This is a genomic window from Streptomyces sp. NPDC054866, assembly GCF_053610745.1.
This window is the reverse complement of sequence record NZ_JBSGZA010000002.1, coordinates 1,380,230-1,397,340: the sequence shown is the minus strand read 5'-3', so window position 1 is coordinate 1,397,340 and position 17,111 is coordinate 1,380,230. Positions and strand designations below refer to the sequence as shown.

The 17,111-nt window shown below is 69.5% G+C and carries 16 protein-coding genes; 11 read left to right on the top strand and 5 right to left on the bottom strand.

The annotated features are described in order from the left end of the window. Positions 1–42: 42 nt before the first annotated feature. Positions 43–693 carry an NAD(P)-dependent oxidoreductase gene (locus tag ACWGI2_RS15000; protein WP_453695627.1) on the bottom strand — a complete coding sequence of 217 codons (651 nt, stop codon included), beginning with the start codon at positions 691–693 and terminating at the stop codon, positions 43–45. A gap of 88 nt (positions 694–781) precedes the next feature. Continuing rightward, the gene (locus tag ACWGI2_RS14995; protein ID WP_453695625.1) at positions 782–1,750 is read right to left on the bottom strand and encodes an EamA family transporter; all 969 of its coding nucleotides are present in this window, start codon (positions 1,748–1,750) and stop codon (positions 782–784) included. A gap of 130 nt (positions 1,751–1,880) precedes the next feature. Between ACWGI2_RS14995 and ACWGI2_RS14990 the strand changes: the two genes are divergently transcribed. From ACWGI2_RS14990 to ACWGI2_RS14980, 3 genes are all read left to right on the top strand, one after another. Next, positions 1,881–2,426: a MarR family winged helix-turn-helix transcriptional regulator gene (locus ACWGI2_RS14990; protein WP_453695624.1), complete on the top strand. Its 546-nt coding sequence runs from the start codon at positions 1,881–1,883 to the stop codon at positions 2,424–2,426. An 89-nt stretch (positions 2,427–2,515) separates the two neighbouring features. Continuing rightward, complete coding sequence (locus ACWGI2_RS14985; RefSeq protein ID WP_453695622.1) at positions 2,516–2,899, top strand: hypothetical protein; 384 nt, start codon at positions 2,516–2,518, stop codon at positions 2,897–2,899. Then, positions 2,896–4,143 carry a hypothetical protein gene (locus tag ACWGI2_RS14980; protein ID WP_453695621.1) on the top strand — a complete coding sequence of 416 codons (1,248 nt, stop codon included), beginning with the start codon at positions 2,896–2,898 and terminating at the stop codon, positions 4,141–4,143. Before ACWGI2_RS14985 ends, ACWGI2_RS14980 begins: the two co-directional genes overlap by 4 nt. 322 nt (positions 4,144–4,465) lie before the next feature. Here ACWGI2_RS14980 and ACWGI2_RS14975 read toward each other — a convergent pair whose 3' ends face one another. Then, complete coding sequence (locus tag ACWGI2_RS14975; protein WP_453695619.1) at positions 4,466–4,960, bottom strand: cupin domain-containing protein; 495 nt, start codon at positions 4,958–4,960, stop codon at positions 4,466–4,468. Positions 4,961–5,197: 237 nt separating this feature from the next. On the opposite strand from ACWGI2_RS14975, the gene ACWGI2_RS14970 reads away from it, so the two are divergent. Together ACWGI2_RS14970 and ACWGI2_RS14965 are read left to right on the top strand one after the other, a co-directional pair. Next, positions 5,198–6,544 carry a nitrate/nitrite transporter gene (locus ACWGI2_RS14970; RefSeq protein ID WP_453395804.1) on the top strand — a complete coding sequence of 449 codons (1,347 nt, stop codon included), beginning with the start codon at positions 5,198–5,200 and terminating at the stop codon, positions 6,542–6,544. Positions 6,545–6,675: 131 nt separating this feature from the next. Then, positions 6,676–7,833: a uroporphyrinogen-III synthase gene (locus tag ACWGI2_RS14965; protein WP_453395803.1), complete on the top strand. Its 1,158-nt coding sequence runs from the start codon at positions 6,676–6,678 to the stop codon at positions 7,831–7,833. Here ACWGI2_RS14965 and ACWGI2_RS14960 read toward each other — a convergent pair. Beyond that, positions 7,785–8,396: an anthrone oxygenase family protein gene (locus tag ACWGI2_RS14960; protein ID WP_453695618.1), complete on the bottom strand. Its 612-nt coding sequence runs from the start codon at positions 8,394–8,396 to the stop codon at positions 7,785–7,787. The two genes, ACWGI2_RS14965 and ACWGI2_RS14960, sit on opposite strands and share 49 nt — an antisense overlap. 165 nt (positions 8,397–8,561) lie before the next feature. Here ACWGI2_RS14960 and ACWGI2_RS14955 point away from each other — a divergent pair, with 165 nt between their 5' ends. The 6 genes from ACWGI2_RS14955 (at position 8,562) to ACWGI2_RS14930 (ending at position 15,492) form a co-directional block, all read left to right on the top strand. Beyond that, the gene (locus tag ACWGI2_RS14955) at positions 8,562–9,149 is read left to right on the top strand and encodes a CGNR zinc finger domain-containing protein (protein ID WP_453695617.1); all 588 of its coding nucleotides are present in this window, start codon (positions 8,562–8,564) and stop codon (positions 9,147–9,149) included. A 96-nt stretch (positions 9,150–9,245) separates the two neighbouring features. Continuing rightward, positions 9,246–9,830, top strand: a complete 585-nt coding sequence (locus ACWGI2_RS14950) for a sigma-70 family RNA polymerase sigma factor (protein WP_160505321.1) — start codon at positions 9,246–9,248, stop codon at positions 9,828–9,830. Beyond that, a complete protein-coding gene (locus ACWGI2_RS14945) occupies positions 9,827–10,618 on the top strand; it encodes an anti-sigma factor family protein (protein WP_453695616.1) in 792 nt (263 codons plus the stop codon). The genes ACWGI2_RS14950 and ACWGI2_RS14945 overlap by 4 nt, the downstream gene beginning before the upstream one ends. Positions 10,619–10,711: 93 nt before the next feature. Next, positions 10,712–13,090, top strand: coding sequence for a HelD family protein (locus tag ACWGI2_RS14940; protein ID WP_453695614.1), 2,379 nt, complete (start codon positions 10,712–10,714; stop codon positions 13,088–13,090). Positions 13,091–13,469: 379 nt separating this feature from the next. Further along, positions 13,470–14,915 carry a malic enzyme-like NAD(P)-binding protein gene (locus ACWGI2_RS14935; protein ID WP_453695613.1) on the top strand — a complete coding sequence of 482 codons (1,446 nt, stop codon included), beginning with the start codon at positions 13,470–13,472 and terminating at the stop codon, positions 14,913–14,915. A 295-nt stretch (positions 14,916–15,210) separates the two neighbouring features. Next, entirely contained in the window at positions 15,211–15,492 is a 282-nt protein-coding gene (locus ACWGI2_RS14930; protein WP_016645140.1) for an HU family DNA-binding protein, read from the top strand. Positions 15,493–15,562: 70 nt separating this feature from the next. Here ACWGI2_RS14930 and murA read toward each other — a convergent pair whose 3' ends face one another. Next, entirely contained in the window at positions 15,563–16,906 is a 1,344-nt protein-coding gene (murA, locus tag ACWGI2_RS14925; RefSeq protein ID WP_367042395.1) for a UDP-N-acetylglucosamine 1-carboxyvinyltransferase, read from the bottom strand. Positions 16,907–17,111: the final 205 nt, after the last annotated feature.

The window sequence follows — 17,111 nt, the reverse complement described above, 5'->3', positions numbered from 1 at the left end:
GCTGGGACTCGTTCGGGCCCATGCAGATGGCGAAACGGTCGGTCAGTAGCCCGCGGTGAAGCGGGTGCGGTGGTGCTTGGGGCGTTCGGCCTCGTCCAGGAGCGCCACCGCCAGGTCCTCCATGGAGATGGATGACTTCCCCTCGGCGTCGACGATCAGCTCGTCGGCGCCGAGCCGGTAGGTGCCGGTGCGGACGCCCGGTTCGAGCAGGGCGGACGGGCTCAGGTACGTCCAGTCGACGTCGGTGTCGGCGGTGCGGACGGCGTCGTACTGGGCGTTGGAGGCGAGGGCGATGTGCCGCCAGGCGGTGGGGACGAAGGCGGGATCGTCGATGGCGAGGACGCTGCCGCTGCCGCTGCCGGGCACGGTGAGGCTTCCGGCTCCACCGACGATCATCAGCCGTACGCCGGTCTTGCTCAGCCCTGCGAGCAACGCCCTGCTGATGGCGGCGTGTTCGGCCTCGCGGCCGGGGGCGGGTCTGGTGGCGTTCACCACGAGGTCCTGCCCGGCGCTCAACTCGGCGACGTGCTCGGGGACTCCGGCGTCGCCGGTGCGGTGGATGGCGGCGGGGTGGAGTTCCCCGAACCGGGCGGGGTCGCGGACGACGGCGGTGACTTCGTGGCCGCGGGCGAGGGCTTCGGTGACGACGCGGCTGCCGACGTTGCCGGCTGCGCCGAGGACGGTGATGCGCATGGGTCTGCTCCTTGGGTTGGGCGGGTACCGCGGTCGGGACCACGGGATTACGAGGCCACGGGGCCACGGGGCCATGGGGTCAGGGGGGTTACGAGTGACGGGCCTTGCGGCGGCCCTGCTGCCCGACCACGACGCTCGCCACGACGAGCACGAGCCCGCCCACCTGCCAGAGGGTGAGTGTCTGCCCGAGCAGGAGCAGCCCGGCGAGGGTGGCGACGACGGGGTTGGTCAGCCCGAGGAACGACACGGACGAGGCGGGGAGCCGCTCGATGCCGCGGAACCAGAGGGCGTAGGCGACGGCGGTGCCGATGATCCCGAGGTAGGCGTATCCGGCGAGGTTGGCGCCGGTGAGGTGACCCGGCAGCCCTTCGAAGGCGAGCGCGATGGGAGCCAACACCAGCCCACCAGCGGTGAGTTGCCACCCTGTCAGGGAAAGCAGTGAGACACCTTCGGGCCGCCCCCAACGCTTGCTGAGTACGACGGCGAGGGCCATCAGCGTGGTGGCGACCAGCATGGCGGCGATCCCGACGGGGTCGACGGACGCGCTGCCGCGCAGGACGAGCAGCCCGACGCCGACAACACCGACGAGCCCGGCGACCAAGGTCCGCCGTGTGGGCCGCACCTTCAGAACCCCCACCCCGAAGCCGGCGACGAGCAGCGGCATGACGGCGCTGACGGTCGAGGCGACGCCGCCGGGAAGGTGGTAGGCGCCGAAGAAGAGGAGAGGGAAGAAGGCCCCGAAGTTGAGCAGCCCGAGAATCCCCGCCTTCCACCACCAGTCACCGCTGGGCAGCCGCCGGGTGAGGGCGAGCAGGATGAGCCCGGCGGGCAGCGCACGCAGGGCCGCGGCGAGCAAGGGGCGGTCCGGGGGCAGGAGTTCGGTGGTGGTGACGTAGGTGGTGCCCCAGGTGGCGGGACCGATGGCGGCGAGGCCTGCGGCGACGAGAGCGCGGTTTCGCGGTGCTGGACCGGGGCGGTGTTGGTCGGTGGGGCGGGGTGTGATGCGCGCGGCGCTTGCTGTGCCTGCTGTGCCTGCCTGCGGACTGCTGATGGACATGATGCCCTCCCCCTCGTTCCCTGAACGCTGTTATTCTCAACGTTGAGATAAATATGAACCCTGGGTCTGCGAACGTCAAGTATCTGAACGTTGAGAGATATTGCCCGGGGGTCCTGAGAGGAGTGCGGGAATGGCTGACCCTGTTGACCCGGCTGACCCTGAGGTGGTGGCCGACGCCATCGACGAGCTGCGCGGCCAGTGGCACCGGGAGCGTCCGGACATGGACGCGGCGGGCCTGGACGCGATGGCCCTGGTGGGCCGCATCAAACGGGCGGACCACCTGCTGAGCAAGGGAATGAAGCCGATCTTCGCCGAACACGGCCTGGAGTTCCCGGAGTTCGACGTCCTGGCGACGCTGCGGAGGGTGGGCGCCCCACACGAACTGACGGCGGGCGGCCTCATCAAGACGGCGATGGTGACCTCAGGCGCGATCACCAACCGCCTCGACAAGCTGGAACGCAAGGGCTTGATCGAACGCCACCCGGACCCGTCCGACCGCAGGGCCATCAAGGTCCGCCTGACGGAGGCGGGCCTGAAGCTGGTCGACCGTGCGGTGGTCGACCACGTGGCGAACGAGGAGCGAATGCTGGCGTCGCTGTCGGAGGAGGACCGTCGGGCGTTGGATGGGGCGTTGCGGAGGTTGCTGGTGTCGCTGGGGGATACGCATCTGGGCTGAGCTGAAAGTCCGGTGAGAAGAGAGAGTCGCCGTCTCCGACAGCATCCGACGACGGGGTCGAGCGGCCGGAGATCAAGCTGCCGAAGGACGTGAAGGACATCTTTGATGACAGTGAGACCGGTGACGCGAAGAAGGATGCGGTGCTGGCGGACAACGCGCGACGGCTCAGTTCGGTGACTGGGGCGGTCACTGTCGATGCGCCGAACCACCCGGCGCTTAAGTTCTATTCGTCCGGTGACGCGCTGCTGTCAGCAGCGAACCACGTTCAGGGTTACCTCAAGAAGAGCAAGAGCTTCGTCGGAACCACTCGGTATTACGACCGCGAGGTCACGTTCCTCAAGGACGGCGCCGCCGCGGTGACGTACTGCAAGGACACCAGCAAGACGTATCCCAAGAACCGTAAGACCGGCAAGGTCGATAGGCAGACGACAACCGTTTTGACCACGACGGCGGCAAAGCGGTGCATGCCGTGAACCAGTTTCGCGCGGCACCGCTTCCCGAGGGGCCCCGGTCGGCCGATTCCTGGCCGGACCGTGCCGCCCTTCTGCGGGCGCAGTCAGAGACCCTCAACGGACTGGTACGCGAGGATCTCTCACGTGGCCGTGGCCTTGCCTTCTTGCTGTGCTCCGGGGTGGTGACTCTGGTAGCCATACTGATTCCGGTCCTGGCGGCTGAATCGACCACGAGTGAAGACGGCGACGCCGCTGGGGTGGCGGTCACGGTTGCCGGGTGCTTGCTTCTGGTGGTCCTCGCGCTCCCCGCGCTGCTGGTCCTGCGTTCCCTGCGTGCTAGAGGGCTGCGGCGAAGTCAGCTGTTGAGCCAATGGGCCGCTGTGGATCGGGGCCACGACTCCGAGTTCCCCTCGGGCTACGGCTCGCAGGGCTCCCCGCACTCCCGCTTCTTCAACGCGGCACTGGTCCTCACTCTGGCGTTCATCTTGACGGTCGTGGTGCTGGCGAATGCGTCTGATGCAAACGCCCTTGTGATGCTGCCTGGGCTGATGGTCGCAGCAGCCTTTTCCTGGGCAACGGTGAGGAAGTACGCCACCCGCTATGGCTGGGCCGCGCGGGAGATGGTGATCCGGGGCCGCGAGCGCAGGCGACATCAACTCCGGGAGCGGATGTCCGGAGCGGTAGAGGCCCAGTTCAAGTCGCCTGGTATCCGTCCCGCCCTGCTCTACGTCGCTCTGTGTGTACCCGTTGCCATCGTCGCGGTGATTTTCGCGATCGCACGCCCGAGGAACGTACTAGGCCTGCTGCTGATCGCTCTCCTCGCCTTGGCCCTGGTGGTGATCGGCCTTCCGATGGCGGTGCTCAAGCGGCGCCGGGAACGGACTCGACTCGCAGGGGCCGCCACTGCTTTGGCCGGCTCTTTCGGCGCTGGAACCGTCGTGCATCCCATCCGCTACGGGCTCGGCGAAGCCGCTGGGCAGCGTCCCGCTGACGGGCCTGTCTCCTGGGACTGCGGCCCACCACGCGACGGTGTCGTGGCGCTCGGCGCGGGCATTTTGCACCTCCGTGGTGCGGATGGAACAGCGCTGGATCTCCCCTTCGCGGACCTTGTGGGCGTGGCCCATCTCGCTGCCACGGTGTCCTGGCTGGACCCGACCCTCGACCTGCTTCTTCGCTCCGGCGAGTCGATCGAGATCCGTACGGCCGACACCAAGGAGATCGCCGAGTCGCTGTCGAGCGCGGGGGTGCGGACGGTCACCGGGTAGGTGGCTGCCTCCACGGGGGCGTGTCTGTTGCAGGAAAGTCTCGGGGGTGCGCGGTATGTAGTGGTGTGTCGCTGGGATTTTCTTGCAACCGGTCAGAGGGCAGTGGCTTTGCGGGCGCGTATCAGGGCTTGGAGTCGGTCCGGGGTTGTCGTGAGGGTGTGAGGGTGAACTTCTGCCAGGCGAGTATGTGGTGGGTGGGCGTACGGGCTTGATCCCTTTAGCGGCGGTGCGCCGGGAGCGGGGAGTGGGGGGAAGTTGTTGTGGTTCGAGGTGCAGGTGCCTGTGGGGTGCGTGGGTGCGGCGGCCGGAGGGCTGGGAAGCTCTAGAAGATGAGGCCGTGCTTCGTGATGAGGGCCATCGTCGCTTCCATGTCCATCGAGCAGCCGTAGAGACCCGCCTCCCGCTGTACGGCCTCCGGGCTCAACTCCTCGTCCTGGTGGTCGATCCAACGGAACAGTTCCTCCAGGCCACCCGGAGAGATGATCTCCAGCAACCGAGCCGGGGCGTCACCCGCGTTCCAGAACGTGTGCCACTCGTCGCGCGGCTTGAAGACGAGGTCGCCGGGTCCGGCCACCACCTCCTCGTCACCGAACCTCGCACCGACCGAGCCTTCGAGGATGAAGCTGAACTCGTCCTCGCGCGTGTGCTTGTGCACCGGTGCCGCGAGAACCCTCGGCGGCAGACGATGCTCGACGAGCGCGAAGCGGCCGCCCTGCCCCCGGCTGTCGATCAGGAACCGGTCCCCGCATGCCCGCTCCGGCTGATGGAGCTCACCGTCCTCCGGCCCCAATATCCGATGCTCGATCACTGGGTCCACCGCCCTTCGGCCTACTTCGAAGGTACGCGTGCGGCCCGCCTCGTTCCAGGCAGTGGGTGAACAACTCCTGAAACAAGGCCTGACCTGCGCCGACGCCTCCCCGCAGCGCCCCCTCACCGCCCACCCCACCGCCACGTGAGAGCGAAGTTCCCCGCCGGTCACCGCGTGCCACAAGGCTGAAACCCGGCCTCCCTACCTTCGGGGCATCAGCCGCAAGCCGTGGAGATGAGGCCTGTCATGTGGATCCAGCGGTGGGACCCGGAGGACGAGAAGTTCTGGAAGGAGGAGGGAGGCGAGCGCGTCGCCCGGCGGAATCTGGTGTTCTCGATCCTCTCGGAGCACATCGGGTTCTCCATCTGGACCCTGTGGTCCGTGATGGTCCTGTTCATGGGGCCGGAGTACGGGATCGATCCCGCCGGGAAGTTCTTTCTCGTGTCGATGGCCACCCTGGTGGGGGCCGTAGTCCGCGTCCCTTACACCTTTGCCGTCGCCCGCTTCGGCGGGCGTAACTGGACGATCATCGCGGCCAGCGCGCTCCTTCTCCCGACCGTCGCGGCCTTCGTCGTCATGGAGCCCGGCACCTCCTACACCACCTTCATGGTGTGCGCCCTCCTCACCGGCGTCGGGGGCGGGAACTTCGCTTCTTCCATGACCAACATCAATTCCTTCTTCCCGTTGAGGAAGAAGGGGTGGGCTCTTGGGCTCAATGCCGGTGGCGGCAACATCGGCGTGCCCGTCGTGCAGCTCGCCGGGCTCGGGGTCATCGGGGCCGGAGGCGGGCCGCGCGTGCTTCTCGGGATCTACATCCCCTTCATCCTCGTCTCCGCCATCTGCGCCGCCCTCTTCATGGACAACCTCGCCACCGTGAAGAACGACACCGGGGCGGCGAAGGAGTCCGTCCGGGACGCGCACACCTGGATCATGGCGTTCCTGTACGTGGGGACCTTCGGATCCTTCATCGGGTACAGCTTCGCGTTCGGGCTCGTCCTTCAGACCCAGTTCGGGCGTACGCCGCTGCAGGCCGCCTCCGTCACCTTCATCGGGCCGCTCCTCGGCTCGCTGATCCGGCCCGTGGGCGGGCGGCTCGCCGACCGGTTCGGCGGGGCCCGCATCACCCTGTGGAACTTCGTCGGGATGGGCGCGGCCACCGCCGTCGTCGTCATCGCCTCCATGCGGGAATCGCTCGCCCTCTTCGTCGCCGCCTTCGTCGTGCTCTTCGTGCTCAGCGGCCTCGGCAACGGGTCGACCTACAAGATGATCCCGGGGATCTTCCAGGCCAAGGCCGTCCAGAAGGGGCTCGTCGGGGAAGCCGCCGCGGCCTACGGGCGGCGGCTCTCCGGGGCCTCCATGGGGCTCATCGGCGCCGTCGGCGCGCTCGGCGGGCTCGGGATCAACCTCGCCTTCCGGCAGTCCTTCCAGACCGTGGGGTCGGGAACCGGTGCCTTCGTCGCCTTCCTCGTCTTCTACGCGGCGTGCTTCTGCGTCACGTGGGCCGTATACCTTCGCCGCCCCGCGCCCGCCCCGGACTCCGGGCAGAGCGCCGACGCGGAGACGAAGCCCCAGCTCACGTACGCGGAAGTCTGACGGAAGGGTGGTCGTACGCTGGTGTAACACGTACGACATCGTGATGATCCGGGGTTGTCACGCGCCGTTGGCAGGCTCGTCCAACCCCGGACCACCCATTGCGCAGTACTAGCGGGACGAGAGCAGCTGCCATGCACGCGACCCCTCAGAACGGTCAGCAGAACCAGAACGGCCCCCTCGCCGGATTCACCGTCGGCGTCACCGCCGCCCGGCGCGCCGACGAGCTCGGCGCGCTGCTCCAGCGGCGTGGCGCCACCGTCCAGCACGCTCCCGCACTGCGCATCGTTCCACTCGCCGACGACAGCGAACTCCTCTCCGCCACCAAGGAGTTGATCGACCACGCGCCCGACGTGGTGATCGCCACCACCGCGATCGGGTTCCGCGGCTGGGTCGAGGCCGCCGACGGGTGGGGGTTCGGGGAAGCGCTCCTGAAGTGCCTGCGGGGCGTCGAGCTGCTCGCTCGCGGACCCAAGGTCAAAGGCGCCATACGTGCCGCCGGGCTCACCGAGAAGTGGTCGCCCTCCTCCGAGTCCATGGCGGAGGTGCTCGACCGGCTGCTCGATGAAGGCGTCGACGGCAAGCGCGTCGCGCTCCAGCTGCACGGCGAACCGCTGCCCGGCTTCGTCGAGTCGCTGCGTGCCGGGGGAGCGGAGGTGGTCGGCGTGCCCGTCTACCGGTGGATGCCGCCCGAGGACCTCGCGCCCGTCGATCGGCTCCTCGACGCCACCGTCGCGCGCGCCGTCGACGCGCTGACCTTCACCAGCGCACCCGCCGCCGCGTCCTTCCTGGCCCGCGCCGAGGAGCGCGGCATGTCCATCGAGCTCTTCGCCGCACTCCAGCACGACGTCCTGTCCGCCTGCGTGGGCCCCGTCACCGCGCTGCCGCTCCAGGCCCGCGGTGTCGACACGGTGCAGCCCGAACGCTTCCGGCTCGGCCCCCTCGTACAGGTCCTGTGCCAGGAACTGCCCGCCCGCGCCCGTACGTTGCCCGTCGCGGGGCACCGCGTCGAGATCCGCGGCCACGCCGTCCTGGTCGACGACGAGCTGCGGCCCGTGCCGCCCGCCGGCATGTCGCTGCTGCGGGCCCTCGCGCGGCGCCCGGGGTGGGTGGTGTCCCGCGCCGAACTCCTTCGCGCGCTGCCCGGCACGGGGCGCGACGAGCACGCCGTGGAGACCGCGATGGCCAGGCTGCGTACGGCACTTGGCGTTCCGAAGCTTGTCCAGACGGTGGTCAAGCGGGGCTACCGGCTCTCGCTCGATCCGGCCGCCGAGTCGAAGTACGCGGACTGACGCGCGCTGTCGCGGTCCGCACTGTCGCGCTCCGTGCCGCCCCGCCCCTCCCGTCCCCGCAGCACCAGCGCCCGCGCGAGCAGGCCGATCGCCACGGTGGAGAGCAGGGCCCGTACGGCGTTCCAGGCCAGCCACGGGCCCTCGAACTCCTCGCGCACGGCGGCCGGATCGCCGATCTTCGACGGATCGCCCGCGTCCGCGAGTTCGTCGTTCAGCGGCACGTTCACGGCCGACGTGATCACGAAGACCACGAGATAGGCGACGAGCGCGGCGAGGACCCACCGGTACGAGCTCGTGCCGCGCAGCTGCCACGCGGAGACCGCCGTGAAGAGCAGCGCCCCCATGAAGCTCGCGAAGAAGACCGGGTTGTTGAACGCGTCGTTCATGTTCTGCATGACCTCGATGAAGACGCGGTCGTCGCTGCGTCCGAGGCCTGGCATGACACCGCAGGAGAAGATGTAGAAGGTTCCGGAGATCAGGCCCATCGTGACGATGGCGGCCCCGAGGACGGCCCCGGCGGTGCCCTGTCCCCGTTGGTTCGTCTCGCGCCTCTTGTCTTTCATGGGACCAAGTCAACCGGGCGGCCGGACGCCGGACCATCGCTGCGAAGCGCACCCCCATAAGCGGGCGTCTCACCCGCGCCCGGTGGCAGGGGTTCCGCGCCCGCCCAAGGCGAGGCACTGTAGGGGGAGCACTCACCGGTAACCCCACAAGGCGGTGACAGGCGCATGGCACTGGGCATGGACCCGGCCACGTACGAGCTGCGATTCGACTCCGGGCGGAGCTGTCTGGACCTCGTGGCGACGAACCATCCCGTGGAACGGCTCGACACCGTGGACCGGCTGCGCGCCTGGCTCGCGGGCGCCGGGCTCATCCCGGATCGCACGGCACTGCCGGGTGCGGGCTCCGTATGGCTCGCGGCCTTCCGTGAACTGCGCGGCCACATCGGGCAGTTGGTGCTCGCCGAACTCGAAGGGCGGCCCGCCGACACCGCGTTGGCCCGGGTCAACGCCCTCGCCGCGGCCGCGCCGCCGGCCCCGCTCGCCGTCCGGCGCCCCGACGGCAGCCTCGCCCGCGCCCTGGACGGCGACCCCGGCTGCGCGGCCCTGCTCGCCGCCGTCGCCCGGGACGCCGTCGACCTGCTCACCGACCCCGCCGCGCGCGCCCTGCTGCGCCAGTGCGAGGGCGACAACTGCCCCATCGTGTACCTGGACACGTCACGCGGGCGCCGCCGCCGCTGGTGCTCGAGTGAGGTGTGCGGCAACCGCGAGCGGGTGGCCAGACACCGGCGGCGGGCGGCGCTCGCGCGGGCCTGATCAAATTTCTTCGGCGCACGGTTGAACACATCCGTTCCCGCCTACGTACATCCCCGGTGAGCCAGCCAAGACGAAGAGCGGACACCGGAGGCAGACGTGCGCAAGGATTCCGCCGTGGCCGATGAGCGCCCGCAGGAACGTCCTCGCCGACATCGCCTGGTCCCCCAACGCAACGGACCGGACGAGGAGTTGATGCGCGCCCTCTACCGCGAGCACGCGGGTCCACTTCTGGCCTATGTGCTCCGCCTGGTGGCGGGAGACCGGCAGCGCGCCGAAGATGTCGTACAGGAAACGCTCATCCGTGCCTGGAAGAACGCCGGTCAGCTCAATCGTGCGACCGGTTCGGTACGCCCCTGGCTGGTGACGGTCGCACGGCGCATCGTCATCGACGGCCACCGCAGCCGGCAGGCCCGGCCGCAGGAGGTCGATCCGTCGCCGCTGGAGGTCATCCCCGCGGAGGACGAGATCGATAAGGCGCTGTGGCTGATGACACTCTCGGACGCGCTCGACGACCTGACTCCCGCGCACCGGGAGGTACTTGTCGAGACCTATTTCAAGGGGCGTACGGTCAATGAGGCGGCCGAGACACTGGGTATACCGAGTGGGACGGTGCGCTCGCGGGTCTTCTACGCGCTGCGCTCGATGAAGCTGGCGCTCGAGGAGCGGGGGGTGACGGCATGAACGAGTCCGACTACACCAGTCATGGCGCGCAGGGCGACGTGCACGAGACCGTCGGCGCCTACGCCCTCGGCATCCTGGACGACGCGGAGGCCACGGCCTTCGAGGCACATCTGGCGGGCTGCGAGTTCTGCGCGCACCAGCTGGAGGAGTTCTCCGGCATGGAGCCGATGCTGGCCGCGCTCGCGGACTTCCCGGGGGCACACGGCGTACCGGCGATCGGCGAACAGCTCGCCGCCAGGCCGAGCCCGCGCCTCGCGGACCGGCTCGTGGACGAGGTCTCCGTGAAGCGTGCGCACAAGCGCAGGCGCGGCATGTACCTGGTGGCCGCGGCGGCGGCGCTGATCGTGGGCGGGCCGCTCGCGGTCCTCGCGGTGAACGACGGCGGCGGCACGAAGGACGTGGCGGGCGAGCCGCACCCCACGAGCCCCGCCGAGGACGCCTTCTTCAACCACATGGACGACAAGATCAAGGCCACCGACCCGACGACCAAGGTCAGCGCCACGGTCGGCACGGAGAAGAAGGCCTGGGGCACGCACACGGTCCTGGAGCTGAAGAACGTGAAGGGCCCGCTCAAGTGCTCCCTGGTCGCGGTCGGCAAGGACGGCGAGAAGGAGACGGTCACCACCTGGTCCGTCCCGAAGTGGGGCTACGGCATCGAGAACAGCCCGAACAAGTGGGCGCGCAGCCCCCTGTACGTCCACGGGGGCGCCGCGATGGACCGGAACGACATCGACCACTTCGAGGTGACCACCTTCGACGGTGACCGCCTCGTGGAGGTGGACGCGTAGGAGAAGCGCATACGGAGGTCACACAGGGGCCCCCTTTCGCGTACGGTAGACGGCTGCTCGATTGGGCAGCTGCACGTCCGGAAAGGGGCCTCGGTGGCCGACGTACGCGACCGCGAGATCAGCGTCGAACAAGAACATCTCGACCAGGTCTACCGGCGTCTCGAGGAGAAGATCCACGAGGCCGAGTTCCTCATGACCGACGCGGCCAAGCGCTCCCAGGTCGGCACGCCGGGCGCGCTCGCCGAGCGGGACGCGCAGGTGTTCCGCGCGGGAGTGCATCTCAACCGCCTGAACAACGAGTTCGAGGACTTCCTCTTCGGACGGATCGACCTGCTGCTCGGCAAGGACGGCAAGAAGGGCCCGGACGGCGCGTACACGTCGGTCGAGCCGGCCGAGGACGCGGTCAGCGAGAACAACACCGCCCAGATCGCCGAGACCCTGCACATCGGCCGCATCGGCGTCCTGGACGCCGACTACTCCCCGCTGGTGATCGACTGGCGTGCCCCGGCCGCCGCGCCGTTCTACCGCTCGACGCCGGTCGACCCGGGCCGTGTCGTGCGCCGCCGGGTCATCCGCTCCAAGGGCCGCAAGGTCCTCGGCGTCGAGGACGACCTGATGCGCCCGGAGCTCAAGGCGACGCTGAACGGCCAGGAGCTGCCCGTCATCGGCGACGGCGCCCTGATGGCGGCGCTCGGCCAGGCCCGCAGCCACACGATGCGGGACATCGTGGCGTCGATCCAGGCCGAGCAGGACATGGTGATCCGCGCTCCCGCCGCCTCGGTGACGTACGTCGAGGGCGGCCCCGGCACCGGCAAGACCGCCGTGGCCCTGCACCGCGCGGCGTACCTCCTCTACCAGGACCGCAGGCGGTACGCGGGCGGCATCCTCATCGTCTCGCCGACCCCGCTGCTCGTGGCCTACACGGAGGGCGTGCTGCCCTCGCTCGGCGAGGAGGGGCAGGTCGCGATCCGCTCGGTGGGCGCGCTGGCCGACGAAGCCGCGCCCGAGGGAGCGACGGTCTACGACTCTCCCGCGGTGGCCCGGGTCAAGGGCTCGTCCCGGATGCTGCACGTCCTGCGGAAGGCGGCACGGGGGGCTCTGGAGGGCGGTACGGCTGCCACGAAGGCCGCCTCGCAGGAGGGTCAGCTCTCCTTCGGCGAGGACGACGACGCCGATGACGGCCCTCAGACCCCCGCCGAGACCCCCACCCGCCTCCGCGTGGTCGCCTTCGGCCGCCGCCTGGAGCTGGAGGCCGACGCCCTGGGCCGCATCCGCCGCAACGCGCTCAGCGGCACCGCCCCCGTCAACCTGCTGCGTCCGCGCGCCCGCAAGCTCCTCCTGGACGCCCTGTGGTCGCAGTCCGGCTCCGCGGGCCGGCACAACGACCCGGAGCTGGCCGCCGAGCTGCGCTCGTCCTTCGACGAGGACATCACCTCCGAGGACGACTTCATCCGCTTCCTCGACGCCTGGTGGCCCGAACTGACGCCGCGCGCCGTGCTGTCCGCGATGGGCGACGAGCGGCGCCTGGGCCGCTGGGCGCGCCGCGTCCTGAACCCGGGCGAGGTCCGCAAGGTCGCCCGCTCCCTCAAGCGCGACGCCCTGTCCGTGCACGACGTGGCGCTCCTGGACGAGCTCCAGTCGATTCTCGGTACGCCGCCGAGGCCCCGTAAGAAGAAGGACCTCGACCCCCTCGACCTGCTCACGGGCCTCGACGAACTGATGCCGCAGCGCGAGGAGTCCCAGCGCGAGCGCGCCGAGCGGCTCGCCGCGGAGCGCACCGAGTACGCGCACGTCATCGTGGACGAGGCGCAGGACCTGACCCCCATGCAGTGGCGCATGGTCGGCCGCAGGGGGCGGCACGCCACGTGGACGATCGTCGGCGACCCCGCCCAGTCCTCCTGGTCCGACCCGGACGAGGCCGCCGCCGCCCGCGACGAGGCGCTCGGCAGCCGCCCGCGCCGCCGCTTCACCCTGACCGTCAACTACCGCAACCCCGCCGAGATCGCCGACCTCGCCGCCAAGGTGCTCGCGCTGGCGATGCCGGGCTCCGAGTCGCCGTCAGCCGTACGGTCCACCGGGGTGAAGCCCCGTTTCGCCGTCGTACGCGGCAAGGATCTCGGCGCGTCCGTGCGCGATGAGGCGGCGCGGCTGCTCGACCAGGTGGACGGCACCGTGGGCGTCGTCGTGGCGATGAACCGCCGCGAGCAGGCGGCGCGCTGGCTCGCCGGGCTCGGCGACCGTGTAGTGGCGCTCGGCAGCCTGGAGGCCAAGGGACTTGAGTACGACGCGACAGTCGTCGTCTCCCCGGCCGAGATCGCGGACGAGTCCCCGGCGGGGCTGCGCGTCCTGTACGTGGCGCTGACGCGCGCCACGCAGCAGCTGACGGTCCTGTCCGGCGAGCGCGACGACCCCGACGCGGAAGGCGTGCCGGACCTGCTCCGGGACGACGTGCCGGACCTGCTCCGCGAATGACTTCGGAGACTTGTCGGGACGGGAATTGCCTTACGGGGATCGTTTGTTACCGTTGATGTGGCACCGGCCCGATCCAAGCCCCCGGGCCCAACCATCGTCGCTACGAGCGACCACTTGCCGCGAGGCGAGCATGGCGGGTCGGTGTCACTAAGCGTTCGGAAGAGGCCCCCGTCACCACGTGGCGGGGGCCTCTTCCGGTTTCAACCACCGGTTTCCGTTTCCCTCTACCGAGTGCCCCCAACTTCTCGTATGGTGGAAACTAGTTTCCGAAAAGCCGGTGAACGAAAAGTTCGCAATCCGAGGCGGCTACCACGTACTCAGTGGTAGGTGCGACGATCGGACGGCAAGAGCAACACGGTGAAAGCAGAGGAAGTCGGCCATGGCAACGGCGCCCAGCGTCTCCTACTCGAACACGGTCCGGTTGGAGGTGCCCGCGAGCGGCACCGCGGTCTCCCAGATCACCACGGCCGTCGAGTCCCACGGAGGCTCGGTGACCGGCCTCGACGTCACGGCTTCCGGCCATGAGGCACTCCGGATCGACGTCACGATCGCGGCGACCTCCACGACGCACGGCGACGAGATCGTCGCGCAGCTGCGCACCATCGAGGGCGTCACCGTCGGCAAGGTCTCCGACCGTACGTTCCTGATGCACCTCGGCGGCAAGATCGAGATGCAGTCGAAGCACCCCATCCGGAACCGCGACGACCTCTCCATGATCTACACCCCGGGCGTGGCCCGCGTGTGCATGGCGATCGCCGAGAACCCCGAGGACGCGCGCCGCCTCACCATCAAGCGCAACTCCGTTGCGGTCGTAACGGACGGTTCAGCTGTTCTCGGCCTCGGCAACATCGGCCCGAAGGCCGCGCTGCCCGTCATGGAGGGCAAGGCCGCCCTCTTCAAGCGCTTCGCCGGCATCGACGCCTGGCCGCTCTGCCTCGACACCCAGGACACGGACGCGATCGTCGAGATCGTCAAGGCGATCGCCCCCGGCTTCGCGGGCATCAACCTCGAGGACATCTCGGCGCCCCGCTGCTTCGAGATCGAGGCGCGCCTGCGCGAGGCCCTCGACATCCCCGTCTTCCACGACGACCAGCACGGCACCGCGATCGTCGTGCTCGCCGCGCTGACCAACGCACTTCGCGTGGTGGGCAAGGGAATCGGCGACGTACGCGTCGTCATGTCCGGTGCGGGCGCGGCCGGTACGGCCATCCTCAAGCTGCTCATCGCGGCGGGCGTCAAGCACGCCGTCGTCGCCGACATCCACGGTGTCGTGCACGCGGACCGCGAGGACCTGGTGGACGCCGCGCCGGACTCGCCGCTGCGCTGGATCGCCGACAACACCAACCCCGAGGGCGCCCGCGGCACCCTCAAGGAAGCGGTCGTCGGCGCCGACGTCTTCATCGGCGTATCGGCCCCGAACGTCCTGAACGCGGACGACGTCGCGGCCATGGCCGACGGCGCCATCGTGTTCGCGCTCGCGAACCCGGACCCCGAGGTCGACCCCGCGATCGCCCGCCAGACGGCGGCGGTCGTGGCCACGGGACGCTCGGACTTCCCGAACCAGATCAACAACGTCCTGGTCTTCCCCGGCGTCTTCCGCGGCCTGCTCGACGCCCAGTCGCGCACCGTCAACACGGAGATGATGCTGGCGGCGGCGGGCGCCCTCGCGGACGTCGTCGCCGAGGACGAGCTCAACCCGAACTACATCATCCCCAGCGTCTTCAACGACAAGGTCGCGGGCGCGGTCGCCGATGCGGTGCGCAGCGCGGCGAAGGCCGCCGGGGTGACGGCCGGGGTGGCTGTGACAGGCGCCACGGCCCAGTAGTACGGCGCGTCGCGGAACGCAGGGCCCTCAAAGGCCCTCTAGGGTGGCGTGGAAGCGCGCCCCCGACTGCCACCTTCCAGGGGCGGTGAAGCTTTTCGTGTGACCCGCAAGGGGCCCGGATTGGCTTTCCCGCCGCAGGTGGGGGCAGGATGCCTTTCTGGGCGCGAGGGTCTGGACGACGGACCCGGGTCCGGGGCCTGACCGAGGACCCTGGCAGCATCGGCTTCGCTGTGCCCATCATGCGGCCCCGCCGCGTGGCACGCCTCAACGGCAAGAAGAACACGGGAGTACAAACATGAACCGCAGTGAGCTGGTGGCCGCGCTGGCCGACCGCGCCGAGGTGACCCGCAAGGACGCCGACGCCGTGCTGGCGGCGTTCGCCGAGACCGTCGGCGAGATCGTTGCCAAGGGCGACGAGAAGGTCACCATCCCCGGCTTCCTGACCTTCGAGCGCACCCACCGTGCCGCTCGCACCGCCCGGAACCCGCAGACCGGCGAGCCGATCAACATCCCGGCCGGCTACAGCGTCAAGGTTTCGGCGGGCTCCAAGCTCAAGGAAGCAGCCAAGGGCAAGTAGCCTCAGGCAGTACATGGAAGGGGCGGCCACCCGGTTGGGTGGCCGCCCCTTCTGCGTGCTTGAGGAGGCGTCAGCCGAGCGTCGCCCTGCCCGGCAGTTCCACCTTGGCGCCGAGCTCCACGAGCTTGTCCATGAAGTTCTCGTAGCCGCGGTTGATCAGGTCGATGCCGTGGACGCGGGACGTGCCCTGCGCCGCGAGGGCCGCGATCAGGTACGAGAAGCCGCCGCGCAGGTCGGGGATGACCAGATCGGCGCCCTGGAGCTTCGTCGGGCCGCTCACGACCGCCGAGTGGAGGAAGTTCCGCTGCCCGAAGCGGCAGTCGGAGCCGCCGAGGCACTCGCGGTAGAGCTGGATGTGTGCGCCCATCTGGTTGAGCGCGGAGGTGAACCCGAGCCGCGACTCGTACACCGTCTCGTGCACGATCGACAGACCCGCGGCCTGCGTCAGGGCGACGACCAGAGGCTGCTGCCAGTCCGTCTGGAAGCCGGGGTGCACGTCCGTCTCCAGGGCGATCGCGTTGAGCGAGCCGCCCGGGTGCCAGAAGCGGATGCCCTCGTCGTCGATCTCGAAGGCACCGCCCACCTTCCGGTAGGTGTTCAGGAACGTCATCATCGAGCGCTGCTGGGCGCCGCGGACGTAGATGTTGCCTTCGGTCGCCAGGGCCGCGGAAGCCCAGGAGGCGGCCTCCAGGCGGTCCGAGAGGGCGTGGTGGTTGTAGCCGCCCAGGCTGTCGACACCGGTGACCCTTATGGTCCGGTCGGTGTCCATCGCGATGATCGCGCCCATCTTCTGCAGTACGCAGATGAGGTCTTCGATCTCGGGTTCGACGGCGGCGTTCGAGAGCTCCGTGACGCCTTCCGCCAGTACGGCGGTCAGCAGGACCTGCTCGGTGGCGCCGACGGACGGGTACGGGAGCTGGATCTTCGTGCCGCGAAGCCGCTGCGGGGCCTCCAGGTACTGGCCGCCTTCGCGCTTCTCGATGGTGGCGCCGAACTGGCGGAGCACCTCGAAGTGGAAGTCGATCGGCCGGCCGCCGATGTCGCAGCCGCCGAGGCCGGGGATGAAGGCGTGCCCCAGGCGGTGCAGGAGCGGCCCGCAGAAGAGGATCGGGATCCGCGAGGAGCCCGCGTGCGCGTCGATGTCCGCGACGTTGGCGCTCTCCACGTGCGAGGGGTCCATGACCAGCTCGCCCGGCTCCTCACCGGGGCGGACCGTGACGCCATGCAGCTGTAGCAGCCCGCGTACGACGCGCACGTCGCGGATGTCCGGGACATTGCGCAGCCTGCTCGGAGCGCTGCCGAGCAGCGCGGCGACCATGGCCTTGGGCACGAGGTTCTTCGCGCCGCGGACACGGATCTCGCCCTCCAGCGGGGTTCCGCCGTGGACAAGCAGTACATCGTCGGTGACGGTCATGAATCTCGCGTTCCGATTGGATGGACGGGTGGACCAAAGGGCAAGCGTAATGGGCGTGTACCCCCCTTCCGTAAGGCCAAGGGTCCGCAAAACACGTCAGGAGTTCGTGACAACACGAACCGTTCGGAACCGGACACTCCGGGTCACCGCCGAAAGTGTGCGCTCCAGCCGCTTCAGTGCGCCCTGAGCTGCATTCACTCCCGTA